Annotated in this window: 17 protein-coding genes; 4 read left to right on the top strand and 13 right to left on the bottom strand. The window is 30.8% G+C overall.

Features of this window, described 5'->3' with window-relative positions; translation table 11 throughout:
• Positions 1-287 precede the first annotated feature (287 nt).
• The 3 genes from HMPREF1983_RS06565 to trpX are packed head-to-tail and all read right to left on the bottom strand — an operon-like array spanning position 288 to position 2,998.
• On the bottom strand, positions 288-1,061 hold the full coding sequence (locus HMPREF1983_RS06565; protein ID WP_040461244.1) for an ABC transporter ATP-binding protein: 774 nt from the start codon (positions 1,059-1,061) through the stop codon (positions 288-290).
• A gap of 1 nt (position 1,062) precedes the next feature.
• A complete protein-coding gene (locus HMPREF1983_RS06560) occupies positions 1,063-1,935 on the bottom strand; it encodes an ABC transporter permease (RefSeq protein ID WP_021753525.1) in 873 nt (290 codons plus the stop codon).
• Between the two features lie 55 nt (positions 1,936-1,990).
• A complete protein-coding gene (trpX, locus tag HMPREF1983_RS06555) occupies positions 1,991-2,998 on the bottom strand; it encodes a tryptophan ABC transporter substrate-binding protein (RefSeq protein ID WP_040461242.1) in 1,008 nt (335 codons plus the stop codon).
• 1,010 nt (positions 2,999-4,008) lie between these two features.
• Between trpX and HMPREF1983_RS06550 the strand changes: the two genes are divergently transcribed.
• A complete protein-coding gene (locus HMPREF1983_RS06550; protein WP_021753523.1) occupies positions 4,009-5,229 on the top strand; it encodes an MFS transporter in 1,221 nt (406 codons plus the stop codon).
• A 99-nt stretch (positions 5,230-5,328) separates the two neighbouring features.
• On the opposite strand, the gene HMPREF1983_RS06545 is transcribed toward HMPREF1983_RS06550, so the two are convergent.
• The 5 genes from HMPREF1983_RS06545 to mutM all read right to left on the bottom strand — a co-directional run bounded on the left by HMPREF1983_RS06545 (position 5,329) and on the right by mutM (position 8,963).
• Positions 5,329-5,616 (bottom strand): nucleotide pyrophosphohydrolase, encoded by a 288-nt coding sequence (locus HMPREF1983_RS06545; RefSeq protein WP_021753522.1) that lies wholly within the window; start codon positions 5,614-5,616, stop codon positions 5,329-5,331.
• Between the two features lie 17 nt (positions 5,617-5,633).
• Entirely contained in the window at positions 5,634-6,494 is an 861-nt protein-coding gene (gene rsmA / locus HMPREF1983_RS06540; RefSeq protein WP_021753521.1) for a 16S rRNA (adenine(1518)-N(6)/adenine(1519)-N(6))-dimethyltransferase RsmA, read from the bottom strand.
• Positions 6,495-6,498: 4 nt separating this feature from the next.
• Positions 6,499-7,044, bottom strand: coding sequence for a ribonuclease M5 (gene rnmV, locus HMPREF1983_RS06535; RefSeq protein ID WP_021753520.1), 546 nt, complete (start codon positions 7,042-7,044; stop codon positions 6,499-6,501).
• 194 nt (positions 7,045-7,238) lie between these two features.
• Positions 7,239-8,087, bottom strand: a complete 849-nt coding sequence (locus HMPREF1983_RS06530; protein WP_021753519.1) for a YitT family protein — start codon at positions 8,085-8,087, stop codon at positions 7,239-7,241.
• Between the two features lie 15 nt (positions 8,088-8,102).
• Positions 8,103-8,963, bottom strand: a complete 861-nt coding sequence (gene mutM / locus HMPREF1983_RS06525; RefSeq protein ID WP_021753518.1) for a bifunctional DNA-formamidopyrimidine glycosylase/DNA-(apurinic or apyrimidinic site) lyase — start codon at positions 8,961-8,963, stop codon at positions 8,103-8,105.
• 169 nt (positions 8,964-9,132) lie between these two features.
• On the opposite strand from mutM, the gene HMPREF1983_RS06520 reads away from it, so the two are divergent.
• Both HMPREF1983_RS06520 and HMPREF1983_RS06515 read left to right on the top strand, forming a co-directional pair.
• On the top strand, positions 9,133-10,377 hold the full coding sequence (locus HMPREF1983_RS06520) for an LCP family protein (RefSeq protein ID WP_021753517.1): 1,245 nt from the start codon (positions 9,133-9,135) through the stop codon (positions 10,375-10,377).
• A 254-nt stretch (positions 10,378-10,631) separates the two neighbouring features.
• Entirely contained in the window at positions 10,632-11,264 is a 633-nt protein-coding gene (locus HMPREF1983_RS06515) for a YigZ family protein (protein WP_040461238.1), read from the top strand.
• A gap of 276 nt (positions 11,265-11,540) precedes the next feature.
• Here the strand turns inward: HMPREF1983_RS06515 and HMPREF1983_RS06510 are convergent, their stop codons facing one another.
• The 5 genes from HMPREF1983_RS06510 to HMPREF1983_RS06490 all read right to left on the bottom strand — a co-directional run bounded on the left by HMPREF1983_RS06510 (position 11,541) and on the right by HMPREF1983_RS06490 (position 16,725).
• Entirely contained in the window at positions 11,541-12,461 is a 921-nt protein-coding gene (locus HMPREF1983_RS06510) for an ABC transporter permease (protein WP_021753515.1), read from the bottom strand.
• The gene (locus tag HMPREF1983_RS06505) at positions 12,462-13,526 is read right to left on the bottom strand and encodes an ABC transporter permease (RefSeq protein WP_021753514.1); all 1,065 of its coding nucleotides are present in this window, start codon (positions 13,524-13,526) and stop codon (positions 12,462-12,464) included.
• A 12-nt stretch (positions 13,527-13,538) separates the two neighbouring features.
• A complete protein-coding gene (locus HMPREF1983_RS06500) occupies positions 13,539-15,050 on the bottom strand; it encodes an ABC transporter ATP-binding protein (RefSeq protein ID WP_021753513.1) in 1,512 nt (503 codons plus the stop codon).
• Between the two features lie 410 nt (positions 15,051-15,460).
• Positions 15,461-15,889 (bottom strand): HIT family protein, encoded by a 429-nt coding sequence (locus HMPREF1983_RS06495; protein ID WP_021753512.1) that lies wholly within the window; start codon positions 15,887-15,889, stop codon positions 15,461-15,463.
• Positions 15,890-15,900: 11 nt separating this feature from the next.
• Complete coding sequence (locus HMPREF1983_RS06490; protein WP_021753511.1) at positions 15,901-16,725, bottom strand: purine-nucleoside phosphorylase; 825 nt, start codon at positions 16,723-16,725, stop codon at positions 15,901-15,903.
• 170 nt (positions 16,726-16,895) lie between these two features.
• On the opposite strand from HMPREF1983_RS06490, the gene HMPREF1983_RS06485 reads away from it, so the two are divergent.
• On the top strand, positions 16,896-18,011 hold the full coding sequence (locus tag HMPREF1983_RS06485; RefSeq protein WP_040461236.1) for a BMP family lipoprotein: 1,116 nt from the start codon (positions 16,896-16,898) through the stop codon (positions 18,009-18,011).
• Positions 18,012-18,202 lie beyond the last annotated feature (191 nt).

Here is an 18,202-nt window from a genome sequence, read left to right as displayed (position 1 = left end):
CTACTTTTAGTTCGTTTTAAATATTTTTTTATTAATTAAAATGAAAAGTATAATTTGATAATAAGTAAACTCTATTATTTAATTACTTTAGCTTCTTTTGTTATTAATATTAAATTTAAAAACTAATCTTCGTATTTTATATATTGCAACCCATATATTTTTAATATTATGGAAATAAAAATAAAAATAATATACTTACAATAACTGATGATAGTTATTATCATTATAATTATTTTTACCAATCAAATAAAAACCAGCCTAAAAATATTTTTAAGCTGGTTTCCTTACTATTCTGTATCTTCTAAATTATATAACAACTCATAAATTGCTTTCGAGTCTAACTTTTCTTTTTTTTCATTATATATATCCTTAATTAAGCGTCCACGATGTAAAATAATAATACGATTTCCATATTTTACCGCATCTTGAATATTATGCGTTATCATCAGTGCCGTTAAATTTTTTTCTTCGACTTTTTTTCGTGTTAATTCCATTATTTTTTTCTGAGTTTTAGGGTCAAGTGCTGCAGTATGCTCATCAAGAAGTAATAATTTTGGCGTCTTTACCGTAGCCATCAATAGCGCAATAGCCTGCCTTTGCCCTCCAGATAAAAGTCCCATTTCACTATCAAGCCTATCCTCCAGTCCTAACTCCAAAGTTTTTAATAATTGTTTAAATAATACCCTATCTTCTTTTGTTATTGATTTTTTCAATCCCCTTATTCTACCACGTCGAAGTGCTAATGCCATATTTTGAGCAACCGTCATACGTGGTGCTGTCCCATCTAAGGGATTTTGAAAAACTCTACTTATGAACTCCGCACGTTTATGTTCAACAATTTTACTAATATCTTTCCCATCCACTAAAATCTCACCGCTATCCAATAAAAATGAACCTGCAATAGCATTAAGAAACGTCGATTTCCCGGCTCCGTTACCTCCTAAAATAGTAATAAAATCTCCATTATTTATTGTTAAATTAACATCAATTAAAGCATGTTGTGCTCTATTGGTATTAGGGAAAAATGTTTTATAAATATTCTTTATTTCGATGTTTGACATTTTACTTTCCACCTCTTTTATTCACCTTTAATTGCGGTAACGTTAAGAATAATGTAATCACCAACGCTGAAATTAATTTAAAATCATTTGCCGCAATAATATTTAGGTTAAGAACACCGACCAATAACAAACGATAGATAATAGCCCCAAAAATAATACAGGCTAAACGTTGTGTAAAACTTACGTCTTTAAAAATAACTTCGCCAATAATAATAGCTGCCAAAGCTACAACAATTACTCCAATACCACTATTAACATCAGAATATCCGTTGTTTTGTGCTAAAATCGCACCTGCTAACGATATAATTCCATTAGCAAGCATTAAACCTAAAATTGTCATGCTTTTTATTGAAATACCCAAAGCAGTTGCCATTTTTTTGTTATCGCCGGTAGCAATGAGCGCTTGCCCTAATTCTGTTGAAAAAAATAACGACATCGCTAAAATAATTAATATTGACAACAAACAACCAACTAACACAGTATCATAATGTGTCGGTAATCCCAACTGTGATAATTTACTGAAAATTGTATCTCTGTTTAGCAAACTTAAATTAGGTCTTCCCATAATACGAAGATTTAGAGAAAGAAGTGCTGTCATCGATAAAATTCCTGCTAACAGACTGGGAATTTTGCATATCGTAATAAGAAAACCGGTAATGATTCCTGCAACCATCCCCGCAAACATAGCTATTAATGTTGCGATAATAGGATTTATTCCGTTATGAATACAAATAACACTTACCCCTGCACCTAACGGATATGCTCCCTCTGTAGTCATATCCGCAATATTTAATACCCTAAAACTGATAAATAAGCCTAATGACAATAACCCCCATAGCATACCTTGAGCTATTGCCGATATAATTAAATCCATATATAATTTACCTCTACTATATTACACAAATAGCATACACATTAATTGTAATATGTTATTTTTTATCCACTATTTTTGCTTTATCTTTAATATCCTTTGGAATTTCAATACCTAATTGTTTAGCTTTTGCTTCATTTAAGTAAATAACTCCTTCATTTGCCAATACGATTGGCATTGTTTTTGTATCTTCGCCTTTCAAAACTTTTGCAACTACTTTAGCAGTTTCAAGCCCAATTTTATATTGATCAACTCCAAGTCCCAATACTCCACCGTCCGCTACCATAGTATCAGCTGACGGAAAGACCGGAATTTTTTTAGCATCTGTTACTTTCACCACTGTTGCCATTGCACTTGCTATTGTATTATCGATCGGAACAAAAATCGCATCCGTTTGTGATGCCAAATTTTCCGTTACTTGTTGTATATCATTTGTATTTGCTACCGTTGCTGTTTTTGTTTCAAGCCCCAATTCTTTAGCTAATTTTTCCGCCTCCTGAGCTTGTTTTACCGCATTATCTTCACTTGCCGTATAAAGAATACCGACTTTTTTCATATTAGGTAGAACTTTTTTCATAATTTCTAGTTGCTGTTTAATCGGTGTTCTGTCACTAACTCCTGTGATATTATTGCCCGGTTTATCTTCTGTCTGAATTAATCCCGCCTCTACCGGATATGTAATACCTGCCATAATGATAGGTTTGTCTTTTGTTGAATTTGATAACGACAAGGTTGCAGGTGTAGTAATACCTACTAAAATATCATTGTTATCACTTACCAACTTTTGCCCCATACTCGCCAAGTTACTTTGATCCCCTTGAGCATTTTGCAGATCAATTTTCAAATTTTTTCCGACAACATAACCTTCTTTTGCAAGCCCATCTTCCAAACCTTTATAAATTTGATCCAAAGCCGGATGACTTAGTAGCTGAAGCACCCCAACCTTAACCTCTTTATTTTCCTGTTGCTTAGAAGTTTCATTCCCCTTATTGTGTGTATAAACCCCGTATCCTAATACACATACTAATAATACTGCGAACGCTACAAAAATTTTGTTAATCTTCATTTTGATATCTCCTTTAAATTTGTTAATAATATTTTTGTTATATTTTCGAAGCGTATCTATATGAAAAAAGACCACCGGTATTATCCCAACGGTCTTAATATAAACAAGAGTATAATAAAAGACCACCCAGACATATTTCCATGTGGTCTTTGTTCATGTAACACAAATAATCCACATAGATACTCACTTCTCAGCTGAGAGTCGTATCTATGCTTTTTGATTAAGAAACAAGATCGACTCCATATCTAGTGGCTTTGCCAACGAATATTCAGTTGTAATACGTCAACTTGATACAGTCTCATTTATTTCTTTCTCCTTCTTTTTTCTATCTTTGCCATTATTTTAACAAACACCTTTAAAATTGTCAATATATTTTTAAAAATTTTTGAAAAATATCTGACAATTACCTCTATAAATCACTAATATTTAGGCTACTTTCAAATTTTAATAAAATATAATTAATAAAGTTGACAATAATAATATAACCACCATAACAATTAATGTTCTTATTGTACTTTTTCCTATTAAAATCTCATCTCTATAAATATTTTATTAATTATTTAGGCGATTAACTTAAATGCTTTTCAAAACGTTTCTTTCCACACCCTTCATTTCATTGTAACTTTTACCAAATGCCGAATCAAATAATATTATAATCAGCTATCTTTATTTTAAAAAATTATTAAAAATATATTAAGAACATTTTAAGTTATATATTTTCGTTTAATATTTCGTTTTCTTCTTCTAACAGAATTTTTGAAAATTTTGAAAATAATTCGTTTTCATTATTTTGTTTTAAGTAAATAGAAATCTATCCATTCATAAAACTTATTTAAAAATGTTATATTTAAGGTTTTTTGATATACTAAACTTATTTCCTTTATTGTACGATGAAAATTGAATATTTATCATTTTATGAAAAAATTACCTATTGAAAATTAATTTTCATAGGAGTATTATAGTTAATATAAGAAAAAATTAGAAATTACTTTTTACAAGGAGAGATTTTAATGGACACTCATTCTAGTGATACTATTCAAAATGAAAAATTATTTAATAAAGGCTTTATCACAATAACTTCAATTAATTTTATTGTATTTTTAATTTACTATTGCTTTGTGGTTATTACTGCTAAATTTGCTACCGGCGAACTACACTCCAGTGCCGCTGAAGCAGGCTTCGCTGCCGGTATTTATATTATAGGTACTCTTATTGCTCGTCTTTATATGGGGAAAAAATTGGAAATTGTCGGTCGAAAACAAATTTTACGCTTCGGCGCATTAATTTACTTGATAACAACAGCTGCTTACCTTATTTCATCTAATATTATCATACTTGATACCGTTAGATTTTTAAACGGGTTTGCTTACGGTACTATTTCTACCGCCGCTAATGCTATTGTTACCGCATATATTCCAAAATCACGTAACGGTGAAGGGATTAACTACTATGGGCTTAGCACCAGTTTAGCTGCCGCTGTAGGGCCTTTTATAGGTATGTTGCTACTGCCAATGCTTGGTTTTAATGCAATTATTATATTAGCTATTGTGCTATCAGTAGTCGTTGCCGTCGCCTGTTTTGTTTTTCCGGTTCAAAATATCAAACTGTCTGCTGAGCAAAAATCTTTACTTAATAGTTGGTCATTAAATACATTTATCGAATACAAAGTATTATTTATCTCATTAGTAGCATTTTTAATCGGACTTGCATATTCCAGCGTGCTTGGTTTCTTGTCAATTTATGCGGATAATTTACATCTAAGTACAGCAGGTGCGTTTTTCTTTGTCGTCTATGCACTTATTATTACGGCTACTCGTCCTTTTGCCGGAAGAATTTTTGATGCACGCGGAGAAAATGCCGTAATGTATCCCAGCTTTGTTTTTCTTGCACTTGGTTTAATTATGCTAAGTTTTACAAACGGTAGCTTTATGTTGTTATTATCCGGTGCTTTAATCGGACTTGGATACGGTACGTTTATGTCAAATGGTCAGGCCGTTTGTCTAAAATTGGTCGATTCAACTAAAGTAGGTATCGCCCTTTCTACTTACTTTATTGGTCTTGATCTTGGTCTTGGATTTGGACCATACGCACTAGGTACCGTCCATAGCGTACTTTCTTATAGCGGTATCTATATTTTATGCGCCATCTTAACTATCTTTGTAACAGTATTATATGCTTTATTTTACAAATCAAAAGATATAAAAGTTCTACAAACTAAAACAAGTAGATAATCGAGAAAACTCAGTCGAACTTAATCGGCTGAGTTTTTCTATTTTTAAAGTTAACAAACGTTAAAATTACGTTCTAAATATTACTCTTAGTTAATAAATTTAACAATTTTTCTCCGGATAACGTCTTGCAACATCAATAAGTTTCTCCTTGATTATTTCTTTAGGCTCTACTTTCATATGATAACACATTGCTAATGAATATATAAGAACATCGGCAAGTTCATCCTGAACTTCCTTTTTATCAAAATTCTTTTCATCCCATTGAAAATGTTCTAATAATTCCGCTGCCTCTATTGAGATACTTTTTGCAAAATTCGCCTCACTGTTGTAATCGTTCCAGCCACGTTTTTTTCTAAATAATGTAATAATGTCTTTTAATTCTTCCATGCCAATTCTCCCTTAATCTATATTAATTTTTTATTTTTCAACTCTGTATACAATTCATAAAACTCTTTTAATGTTAATGTTTCGCTACGTCTTGTACTATCTATATTTATATTATTACAACTGATTTGAAATTCTAATTTTTTATCTTTACCGTAACCTGATATTAAATTATTCAATAACGTTTTACGACGTTGAACAAAGCAAGATCTAACAAATTTAAAAAAATCATCTTCTATTTCAAACTCATTTTTCTCTTTTGTTATAATTTTTATAACGGCACTTTCAACATTAGGTGCCGGCACAAAAACTTTTTTCGGTACTGTAAATAAATATTCTACATTAGTATAGTAATTCAATAAAATTGTTAAAGAATTATAATCCTTTGTTCCTACTTTAGCACTTAATCTATTAGCAACTTCACGTTGCATCATCACAACATATCCATTAATTTTAGTTGTATTTTCTATTAAGTGTGTCAAAATCGGCGTTGTAATATAGTATGGTAAATTTGCTACAACCATGATCTGTTTACAGTCCGCCATTTTTTCAGTAATAATTGAATCAACATCTACTTTTAATATGTCGTTATTAATAATCTCAACATTAGAATACATAGCCAATGTTTCTGATAGAATCGGCAGCAGACGATTGTCAATTTCAAACGAAATTACTTTTTTAGCTTTTTTAGCTAATGCTTCTGTTAATGAACCGATACCGGGACCTATCTCAATAACACCAACATTACTATCTACTCCTGCACCATCTACTATACGATTTAATATATTAGCATCCACCAAAAAGTTTTGCCCCAAACTTTTTTTAAAAGTAAAACCGTGTTTTTTTAATATTTCAAATGTTTTTTTAGGTGTACCTATCATCTCTTTATCCTTTATTTATTCTGTTCATTTCTTCTATTAATCGTTCTTTTTCTATTCCATACATATTTAATTTATTTAATAATTGCTTAGCATTTGTGTATTCAATATTTAAACATTCACATAATTGTTCACGCAGTATTTTTGATGTCATTCCCCCAACCAGACCTAATTCAATCAATAATTCATTTGTAATTTCATTCTTAGGTTCGGTTAATGGTGTATACAGTTTTTTCAACGCAGCTATAATATCTTCTTTTTTTGCAGCTTCGATACCGATTTTTCCCTTGTTATCAACCGCTCTTTTGTTTGATATATAAGCGTGTTTGGCTGTTGGAATATTATTTGTAATAATATTTCTTATACGTTTACCTGCATAATCCGGATCCGTTAAAACAATAATACCTCGTGTTTTTTCTAAATATATTAAACGCTCAATCTTTTTTTTTGTAAGTGCCGAACCGTTTGTTTCAAACGTATCACAATCAACCGCTTCTTTTACTCGATTGGTATCGTCACGACCCTCAACTACTATTATCTCTTTAATTTTCATTATTATTATCCTTAGTAAAATTTATATCTTATTATACCATAGTTACTCTTTTTTGTCCTAAGTAATCATTATTAAACAAAAAATCCTGATTAATTTTTAAGATTAATCAAGATTTTAAAATTTTATTCCTCTAAAAAATAATCATATACTTATAAATTAACATCAACAAAATTCTACTATCGGTTTTATCAGTATTAATGTATATCTTTTTTCTTGAAGTTCCCACCGCTTACTTCACTTACCGTTCCTATTGATAGAAAAGCATTTTTATCATTTTTAAAAACAATTTTTTTAAGTTTAGACTCTTCTATTCGAGTAATAACACAAAAAACAATTTTTGTTTCATGACCCGAATAACCACCTTCTCCATGAAGTAATGTTACTCCTCGTCCTAATCTATCTTGAATTTCTTGACTGATGGTTTGATAATTACCGGAAATAATCATTACAGATTTAGAGTCATTAAGACCTTCTATGACAATATCCATTACTTTCGAAGCAATAAAATAACTAATCATTGAATATAGTGCCGCTTCCCACGTAAAGACAAACCCGGAGATAATAAAGATAACTATATTAATACCAAGTACCATTTCACCTACAGAAATAGGCAGTTTTTTCGTTGCATATATCGAAAACATTTCACTACCGTCAAGTGTTCCACCATTTCTAATAACAAGTCCAACCCCTATACCAAGTATAATACCACCAAAGATACATGCTAAAAACGGATCTGTTACTAACGGTTTATACGGATGAAAAACCGATGTCGCAACGGATAAAACCGTAATCCCGAATATAGATGCAATAGCAAAACCTCTACCAATCTGCTTATATCCCAAATATAAAAAGGGAATATTTAAAATGAAAATAAACACTCCGAGCGGTAAAGGCAAATAATATCTAAAAATAATCGAAATACCTATAACACCACCATCAAGAATATTATTCGGTATTAAGAAAAATTCTAAGCCTGCTGCAAATATAACCGAACCTACTATTACACTAATGTACTTTTTTATAAAATCTATTGCATTCTCCAATATACAATCTCCTTCTTATTTTCTTTTCTGACAAATCGGACAAAAATAACTAGCTCTACCTTTTATTTCTATCTTTTCAACATTATGACCTACAGGACAATTTTTTTTACCATATATTTGGTGAAAATTTTGCATATTTCCTTCTCCACCGTCAGTATGAACATAATCAGAAATCGTCGAGCCACCTTCTTTAATCGCAAACGCTAAAATATCAACCAATTCTCTAAATAATCCTTTCTTATCCGATAAACTAAGTTTATCGGCTTTAGTTAACGGATGAATTTTTCTTCGATATAGCACTTCACAATCATAAATATTACCGCAACCGCAAAAAACATTTCCATCAAGAAGCAATGCTTTTATCGATTGTTCTTTATATTTTTTCTCATTCAATTTAGATATAAAATATTGTTCAGTCCCTAAATCAAACGGTTCCGGTGCTAGATTGTTAAAAGGTTTAAATGTTGTAATATCGTCTATATACCTTAACTCTCCAAAACGACGAATATCGCTAAATACCAACTTTTCTCCGGTATTTAGATCAAAAATAACATGTCGATGTTTATAATAATTCTTATTATCTATTTCCCTTATGTCCTTTACTACAAAAAAAGCCCCCGTCATTCCGAAATGGATAATAAGATACCCTTTATCTAAAATAAAATATAAATATTTCCCTCGGCGTACAACATTATAAATAGTTTTTTTTACAATATTTTTTCTAAATTCTAATAAATTTTGCTTTACTATCGTTTGCTTACCGGTAGAATGACCATTTTTTACAACTTCGGAAAAGGTTACTTCAATAATTTTCTTTTCTTTTAATTTGTTTTCTAAACCAAATTTTATATTTTCAACTTCTGGTAATTCCGGCATAAGAAACTCCTTAATTTTTATATCAATACATCTATTTTAAAACATTAGAACAATAATATCAAAAGATTTCTACTTATTATTTAGGTCAATTATCTCTTTTTTGTAGATAAATAGATAATTATATAGTATAATAAAAAAGTTAAATGTTTTTTAAAGGGGATAATTTAGAATGACTGAAAATATGTCAAGACGAGATAGAACAAGACGTCGCTATGAAAATAAGAAAAAAAATAAATTCGGTTTAAAAAGAATAATACTTTCTATTATAGGTTTATTATTATTTGGAACGATTGCTTTTGCAGGCTATACACTGTTTAACTTCCATTCTTCCGCTAATAAAGGTTATAAAAAAGCCGATTACCTTTCTTCTGTGGATCCAAATTTCAAAAAATTCTCAGTATTATTTTTAGGAATTGATGAAAATGACTCTCGTGCAGCTCAAGGGCAAACAAGAGAGGATAGTAGAACCGATTCTATGATTTTAGCTACTGTAAATAAAGATAAAAAACGTATGGATATGGTTAGTATCCCTAGAGATTCTCTTACTTTAATGCGAGATAAAAAAGATAACAATACAGAAAATGCTTTTTTCTTTGATAAAATAACTCATGCTCATGCGTATAACGGTGTTCAAGGTACAGTTAATGCAGTAGAAAATTTACTTAATACTCCTATTAACTTTTATGTGTTAATAAACTTTAAAGCATTCGAACAAACCGTTGATGCTTTTGGCGGAATTGATTTATACGTTCCGTTTGATATGGATGAACAAAATGCTAACGGAGAGGCAAATACTATAAAACTTAAAAAAGGTTGGCATACGCTAAGTGGTGCACAAGCACTCGCTTTTGTACGCAGTCGTTATTATGATAGTGATATCGAACGTGGTCAACGACAACTACAAGCTATCCACGCATTAATTGATAAAGCTAAAAGTTTAAATGCTTTAACAAAAATTAACGAAGTAATTAATATTGCAGGTAATAATGTGGAACACAACTTGGAAACTACCCAAATATCTTCTGCCATTAAAATGTTCATTAACAATGATATTGAAATAGTTTCACACAGAATATCCGGCTATGATGTAATGTATAATGGTGTTTACTACTATTATCCAAAACCAAGTTCTCTACTGTATGCTTCTTCGGCATTAAGAAATAACTTGGATCTATCATTGCCTAATGCTACAGATTTACTTAATATCTACTATCAAGGTAGAATTGCTATCGGGCGCAAGGAATATAGAACAAAAAATCTACTTCCTGCTTCAAGATACCAACCTATAAGTCTTACTTCTTTAGCACCTGAAGATTTATTGGTTAATCTCCCTGATAGACTATCGGAAGCGGATTTGAAAAATGATCCTACTATTAGTAATGAAAATCGTCCGACTACCGATAAAAATAATTAACAACAAAAATAAGTTTTATCTAATCCAAAAGATAAAATTTCAAAATGCTAACTACTCATATAAAACTATATCATTTGCAAACATACAAACGATATAGTTTTTCAGGAGTGGATCTATAAAACTGATTTCTTGAAATCATTACCTTAGATCTACTCCTATTTTGCTACCATATAATATTGACTTTTTTAAAACATTGTAAGATAATGATTACAAAACTTGATTTAATACTAAAAAACTTATTTATCGGAGAACTTATGTCAAAACAATTTATTACAATTAAGGAAAATTCTTATGATGAATTTATCGAAAAAAAATCTACTTTTATAACGCATTTAATACGAATTAATAATGAAGAAGACGCTAAAATATTCATTCAAAAAATGAGAAAAAAACACTATAATGCAACTCATATTTGTTCTTGTTATGTTATTGGTAATAATAATGAGATAACACGTGCAAATGATGATGGAGAGCCTAGCGGTACTGCCGGAACTCCAATGCTTGATATTTTAATGAAAAATAATATTAAAAATGTCTGTGCTGTCGTTATTAGATATTACGGTGGTACAAAATTGGGAACCGGCGGTCTCGTACGTGCCTATAGCGGTGGTGTTATTAATGCTCTGAAGAATTCAACTCTCGTCGAAAGAAAAAATGCTTTTGAAATAAAAATAGAATTGGATTATAATCTTAATGGAAAAATAGAATATGAAATTCAAAAAACTAATTTTATTGTAAATCATTTAGATTACACTGATAAAATTGTTTATACAATATATGTTATACAAGAAGAGATTGAAAATTTTAATAATTGGATTGCTGATATTACCAACGGTAAGTATAGAATACTATCTTCAAATGAAAAACAACTGGAATTTGAAATATAAATATATCTTAATGCAAAAAAATCTTAAAAGTTTGGCTACATAATAAATGAAGCATAAGGAAAAATTTACTAATCCAAAAATGTTCTTCAATAAATATGAAATTTAAAAGAAAAACAGAAAGAAAAGCCACATAACCAAGTGTTATATGGTATTTTCCTTACCAAAAAAGATGACTGCTTTTATATAGCGATAAAAACAGTCATCTTTAAATTTTTCAATATAATATAAAGTTTTTTATTAAATATTCATCTATTCAATAGTTAACTACTCTCTACCTTATCTCATACCCTTATCATATGGTACTCCAAGTGCCTCAGGAGTAGAAATTTTCTTAGAAAAGACGATTAAAGCAATAATCGTTGCGACGAACGGAAACATATTCCAAAACGATACCGGAATCGGTAAATCCGGTGCTAAAATTGAAACTTTTTCCGCAAATACCTTAGTTCCACCAAAGAATAATGATGCTAAAGTTATTGTTATTGGATTGTATTTGCCAAAAATTAAGGCTGCTAATGCCAAATAACCAAATCCATATACCGTAATCGCTGCATTAAACCCTTGGCTAAATGTTGTTGCAATAATCGCTCCGGCTAATCCTGCCAAACACCCTGATATAAACACCCCGATATAACGATATTTAAAAACATTAAGTCCCAATGAATCACTGGCTTGCGGATTTTCTCCGACAGAACGAAGTCTTAATCCGAACGGACGTTTATAAATAATATAATAAGTAATAACTACCAATAATATTGCTACTATAACCGTTGGATATACCGTAAATTTCCCAATAATTGTATATCTTGGAAAACCGTTAGCTAGAAGTAATTCATATGTTCCGTTAAAATGGTTAACCAAAAATAATGCTATAGCCGGCGTAATTAAGTTTATCGCCGTACCGGAAATTACCTGATCCGCTTTTAAATTAATACTGATAAATGCGTGAATAAGCGACATTAAACCACCGCAAAGTGTTGCTATCAACAAGCAAAGTATTAATTGTGTCATTGTCGGTGAACCGTCAAATGCCGATACCGCTATAAATGAAGCTATAAATGAACCGAAAATTACGAAACCGTCAAGGGCAATGTTAACAACACCGCTTTTTTCCGAATAGAAACCACCAATAGCCGCTATTAGAATAGGCGCTGTATATTGTAACATTGAGTCTAATAGTGATAATACTGTATCCATCTATTTTTCTCCTTTCTGTTTCTTACTGTTAAATAATTTATCAAGTAACTTATTATCAAAAATAGCTTTTGCTGCTACAAATAATACGATTAAACCGATTAAAATATTTGCTATATCTTTTGGAATACCAATAAATGATAATTGTGGTGTTAATACACCTAAGAATCCAAATAATAACGCACCTAATAATGAACCTAGTGCAGTATTAGCACCTATTAAAGCTACCGCAATTCCCATATATCCAAAGCCTTGGAATGTTGAACCTGCTACTACCTGCCCTACCGGTCCCATATTGTATAACGCTCCTCCTAAACCTGCAAAAGCTCCGGAAATAGCCATTGAAAGAACCGTATTTCTATTAACTTTCATACCGACAAACTTAGAAGCATTCGGATTAAATCCTACTGAACGAAGTTCGTATCCAAACACCGTTTTTTCCATGACGATATAGAAAATAATAACACCTATAATTGCTAAAAATAAATCCGTACCAAGACGATAGTTGTTAAAAATTCCTTCAATCAGAGAATTATGTAAATATCCAACACCGGTATCATCAGCTATTGGTTTAGAAATAATATCATTTGTTCCACGAATAAATTTAGGAACTGCAAACTGAACGAAATATAATGCCGTATAATTAAGCATGATTGTTACAACTACTTCACTAATATTAAATCTTGCTTTTAAATATCCGGCTATTCCTGCCCAAACGCCACCAACTATAATACCAGCCAATATTGCTGCTACTAATACTAAGTAAAAATTCATACCTTGCATTTTAATAGCTACAATCCCTGCAAAAAGTCCACCCATTATAAATTGACCCTCTGCTCCTATATTGAATAATCCTGTTCTAAATGCGAACGCCACCGATAACCCCGTACAAATTAACGGAATAGTCGATACAAAAATCTCAGCTATACTATTTGAATCTGAGAAAATAGCTCCTACTACATTTAATACATCTCCCGGTGTTGCTCCTATTGCCGAAATAAGTATAGCACCTATAATAAATGAAGCTAATATCGGTAGTACCGCATTAGTTAAAATTTTCTTTAACATACGTTCTCCTCTCTACTTCTTAACCCCTGCCATAAGCAGACCTAATTGTTCTTTAGTTACATTTTCATCATTATCTACAACATCAATAATATTACCGTTATGAATAACCGCTATTCTATCCGATAATGTTAATATCTCATCTAAATCAAACGAAATTAGAAGAACACTGTTTCCTCTATCTCGATAATCTATCAACATTCTATGAATACCATTTATTGCTCCCACATCAAGACCACGAGTGGGTTGTGTTGTAACTAATAATTTCGGATTTAACTCTAACGCACGACCGATAATAAGTTTTTGTTGATTCCCTCCACTCATACTACGAGCAGAAATTTTTTCATCACCTGCTTTTCGTACATCATACTTCTCGCATAATTCTTTTGCAAATTTAGAAATAACAGGTTTTTTCAAAAAACCGCGACCGGCAAATTTTGATGTATAATAATTTTCCAACACCGCATTTTCTTCTATACTAAAATCAAGAACCAACCCGTCTTTATGTCTGTCTTCTGCTATAATTTCAAGACCTAATTCTTTACGTTTTGATGTTGATAACGTAGTTATATCCTGCCCTTCAAAAATAATTTTCCCTTTTGTTTGTTTTAAAAGAGCATTTAATACCTCTACAAATTGCTGTTGACCATTTCCATCAACCCCGGCAATACCAAGAATCTCTTTTTCTTTTACTTCAAGGTTGAAATCATGTAAAATATTTTGTTTTTCAGTAGTATCTGCATAAACGCCTGCCACTTCTAATATATTTTTTATACCATCTCGTGAACGTTCATATTTAATTATTTCCAAATCTTTACCAATCATAAGACTTGCTAATTTTTCTTTAGTCGTTTCAGATATCTCAACAGTACCGAAGTATTCTCCACGACGAATAATACTACAACGATCGGCTACCGCCATAATTTCGTTCAATTTATGTGTAATTAGAAGAATTGTTTTCCCCTCAGCTTGAAGATTTTTTAAAATTGCCAAAAACTCTTCAATCTCCGCAGGTGTTAATACCGCGGTCGGTTCATCAAATATTAAAATGTTAGCATCACGATACAACATTTTAAGTATTTCTACCCTTTGCTGCATTCCGACACTAATATCTCCTACTAAGGCTTTGGGGTTTACTTCAAGTCCGTATTTTTTTGATAGTTCTGAAATTTTCGCAGCAGCTGTTTCCAAATCTATCTTACCGCCTTTTACTTCTTCCATTCCCAAAATAATGTTTTCAGCAACTGTAAAATTTTTAATCAGTTTAAAATGTTGATGCACCATTCCTATTCCTAATTTATTAGCATGTTTCGGATCTTTGATGTCAACTTCTTTACCATCAAGTTTAATTACACCTTCTTCTTGATGATACATCCCAAAAAGAACCGACATCAACGTAGATTTACCAGCACCATTTTCTCCAAGAAGTGCATGAATTTCATTCTTCTTAACCTGAATGGTAATATCTTTATTAGCGTAGAAGTCGCCAAACTTTTTAGTAATGTTCAGCATTTCTATAGCATACATATCTTTACCTCACTTTTGTATTTTCTTACCTATATATTATAATATATTTTTTCCCACTAGAAAAGTATTTTAAACAATTTTATACTATTAATTTGTTATTATTTATACTTTTTTATTTTATAGTTATAAACTGAATTGTATACGTTATTATTTATTCTCGAAATAATTAAAAATTATAACAATAATTTAAAAACAAATTTTTTATTATTTAATACTAAATAACATAATAAATTATACACGAAGTATAACACAAAAATTTGACTTAAAATTACTACACTACAAAAAAAGTAATAACTTTTATAGAATAATCTCTAAAAAAGTCATTACTTCGTTGAATTAATTAACAATTTTATACAACTAAACTTATAAATTATAAAAGTTTACTACATTATTTGCACTTTCCTTATAAACTACTTAATATTATTAATAATTGTTTGTTGAATTTCTTTAAATTCATCAGATTCAATTTTTTGTGGTGGCCATTTTATCTCTAAATTATCAAAGTTAGTATCCTTATTTTTGTAACGTGGAACAATATGGAAATGCAAGTGAAATACACTTTGTCCGGCATATTCTTCATTATTTTGAAAAATATTAACACCGTCACAGCCATAAGCATTTTTTACCGCATTGGCAATTTTAGGTAAAACACGTCCGATATTTGCCGCTACTTCAGGGTCACAATCAAAAATATTACGGCTATGTTTTTTAGGAATTACCAAAGTATGCCCTTTAGTAATCGGAAAAACATCTAAAAAGCTATACACATGTTCATCTTCATATATTTTGTAACTGGGAATTTCACCATCAATAATTTTTTCAAAAATTATTTTTTCCATAATAAACACCTCTATTTTAAATTTTCTAAAGTTTTTACAAGTAATTGTTTTAAATTAATACTTATTTGTTTTGCAACTTTTAAAACATGCTCATGATCATGCTTTTTCTCTTGAATACCTGTTGCCATATTAGTAGCACAGGCTAAAACCGCCACCGGCAACCCCGCATGATTTGCTGCAATAACTTCAGGAACGGTAGACATACCGACTAAGTCACATCCCATTGTTTTAAACGCCTGAATCTCGGCACGTGTTTCAAAATATGGACCTTGGAAAAAACCGTAAGTACCTTGTGGTAAATTAATATTCAACTCTCTTGCAGAATTTTTTAATGTTTCTACTAAATAAGGGTCAAACGGTGTTGTCATATCAACAAAACGTTCTCCAAGACGCAAATCATTTTCTCCTATTAACGGATTATCACTAACCAACGAAATAAAATCATCAAGACAAACAATTTCCCCCTCAGAAAAATCGGTATTAACAGCCCCACACGCATTAGTGATAAATAACCCTTTTACTTGCAAAAATTTCACAACATAAGTCATAAATGCAACATCTTTCATACTATGTCCCTCATAATAATGAAGTCTTCCATTAAGAACCAGAACATTTTTTCCGGCAATTTGACCAAATGTAAGTTTATTAGCATGACCTTTTACATGATTAGCACGATTATTTCCCGGAAAATTTGGGATAGCCTCATAGCCAAGCTCTTGTTGATTTTCTAATTCAAGTGTAATTCCACTGCCAAGAACCACAGCATAATCTATCTTAGCATTGAAATATTTTATAATATAATTAGCCGTTTCAACAATATTATTATAGTAAGTCATATAATTCCTCCTGAAAATGCTTTATCACAAATATTATAGCATAAACTAAATAAAAAAAGTAGAATTTTCATTTACTGTGAAAAAATTAAAAAATATATTGAAATCGTTTAAGTTTTATGTTATTGTGTATTTATAAAATATTATAGAGAAAGCGAACTAAGGAGGATATTATGAAGAAATTACGCACTCTTATAACCATTTTATTAACATTATCATTGGTGACTTTAGGTTGTTCATCAAAAAATGATAAAAAAGAAACCGGCTCTACCGATGGAAAAAACTATAAAATCGGTATAGTAACAGGTGAAGGCGGAGCAAAAGATAAAAGTTTTAATCAAGCAAACGTCGAGGCTATACAAGCATGGACAAAAGCTAACGGTTCGAAAGATCCGGCTGTCATTGAAACTAAAAACCAATCAGATATAGCTGCAAACTTGCAAAATGCAACAAAAGCATCTGATATAATTTCGGTAGCAGGTTATGAATTTGAAAAGGAAATTCCAAAAGTTGCTCAACAAAATAAAGATAAAAAATTCTTATATATAGATACTTCTGTTGATGAACCGAATATTGCATCTCTTATATTCAAAGAACAAGAAGCAGGTTATCTAGCAGGATATATAGCAGCTTTACAATCTAAAACCGGTAAAGTAGGATTTATCGGAGGAACAAAAATTCCACCGGTAGAGCGTTTTGGTATTGGTTTTGTTCAAGGTGCTAAAGCAGCAAACAAAGATGTTAAAATTATGTATAACTATAGCGGCACATTCTCAGACACAAACAAAGGTAAAACCCTAGCAGCAACAATGTACGACTCAGGAGCGGACGTCATCTTCGTAGCTGCAGGAAACACAGGTAACGGTGTCATCTCAGAAGCAAAAGAACGTGGCGTTATTGATATGAAAAATAGTGGGGAAATTAAACACTGGGTTATCGGAGTAGATAAAGATCAGTATGAAGAAGGAATCTTTAAAGGAAAAGATAAAGATGGTAAAGACTATCAAAAATCAGCTGTTTTAACTTCAGCGGTAAAAAATATTGAAGTAGCCGTTACAAAAATTTTAAATGACATAAAAGCAGATCAATTTAAAAACGGTGATCATATTTTTGGAATTAAAGAAAATGGTGTAGGTATTCCGAAAGAAAATCCTAATTTAGATCAAACTACAACGGAAAAAATTAAAGCGGCTGTAGAAGAATTAAAATCAGGTAAAGTGGAAATAGTCGGTACCGGTTCTGAATTGAAAGAAAAAGGAACAGCTACTAATATTGAAGGTGAGTTATAAAAAGCTAAAAAATCAGGATGAAATTTCATCTTGATTTTTTTATTTGAGCATTATTTTTTCATAATTTCTATTGGTAGTCAGTTCAATTTAATAAATAATAATTACTTATAGGTAAAAATTTTCTAGTTTATATGCAATATCATAATATAACACTTGAAATCAAATTTATTTTTTATTTTTTATAAAATAAA

Origin of the sequence: Gemella bergeri ATCC 700627, from assembly GCF_000469465.1 — a bacterium.
In the GTDB taxonomy this organism is placed as follows: Bacteria; Bacillota; Bacilli; order Staphylococcales; family Gemellaceae; genus Gemella; species Gemella bergeri.
The sequence above is the reverse complement of the archived record's forward strand: the minus strand, read 5'-3'. Positions and strand labels throughout refer to the sequence as shown.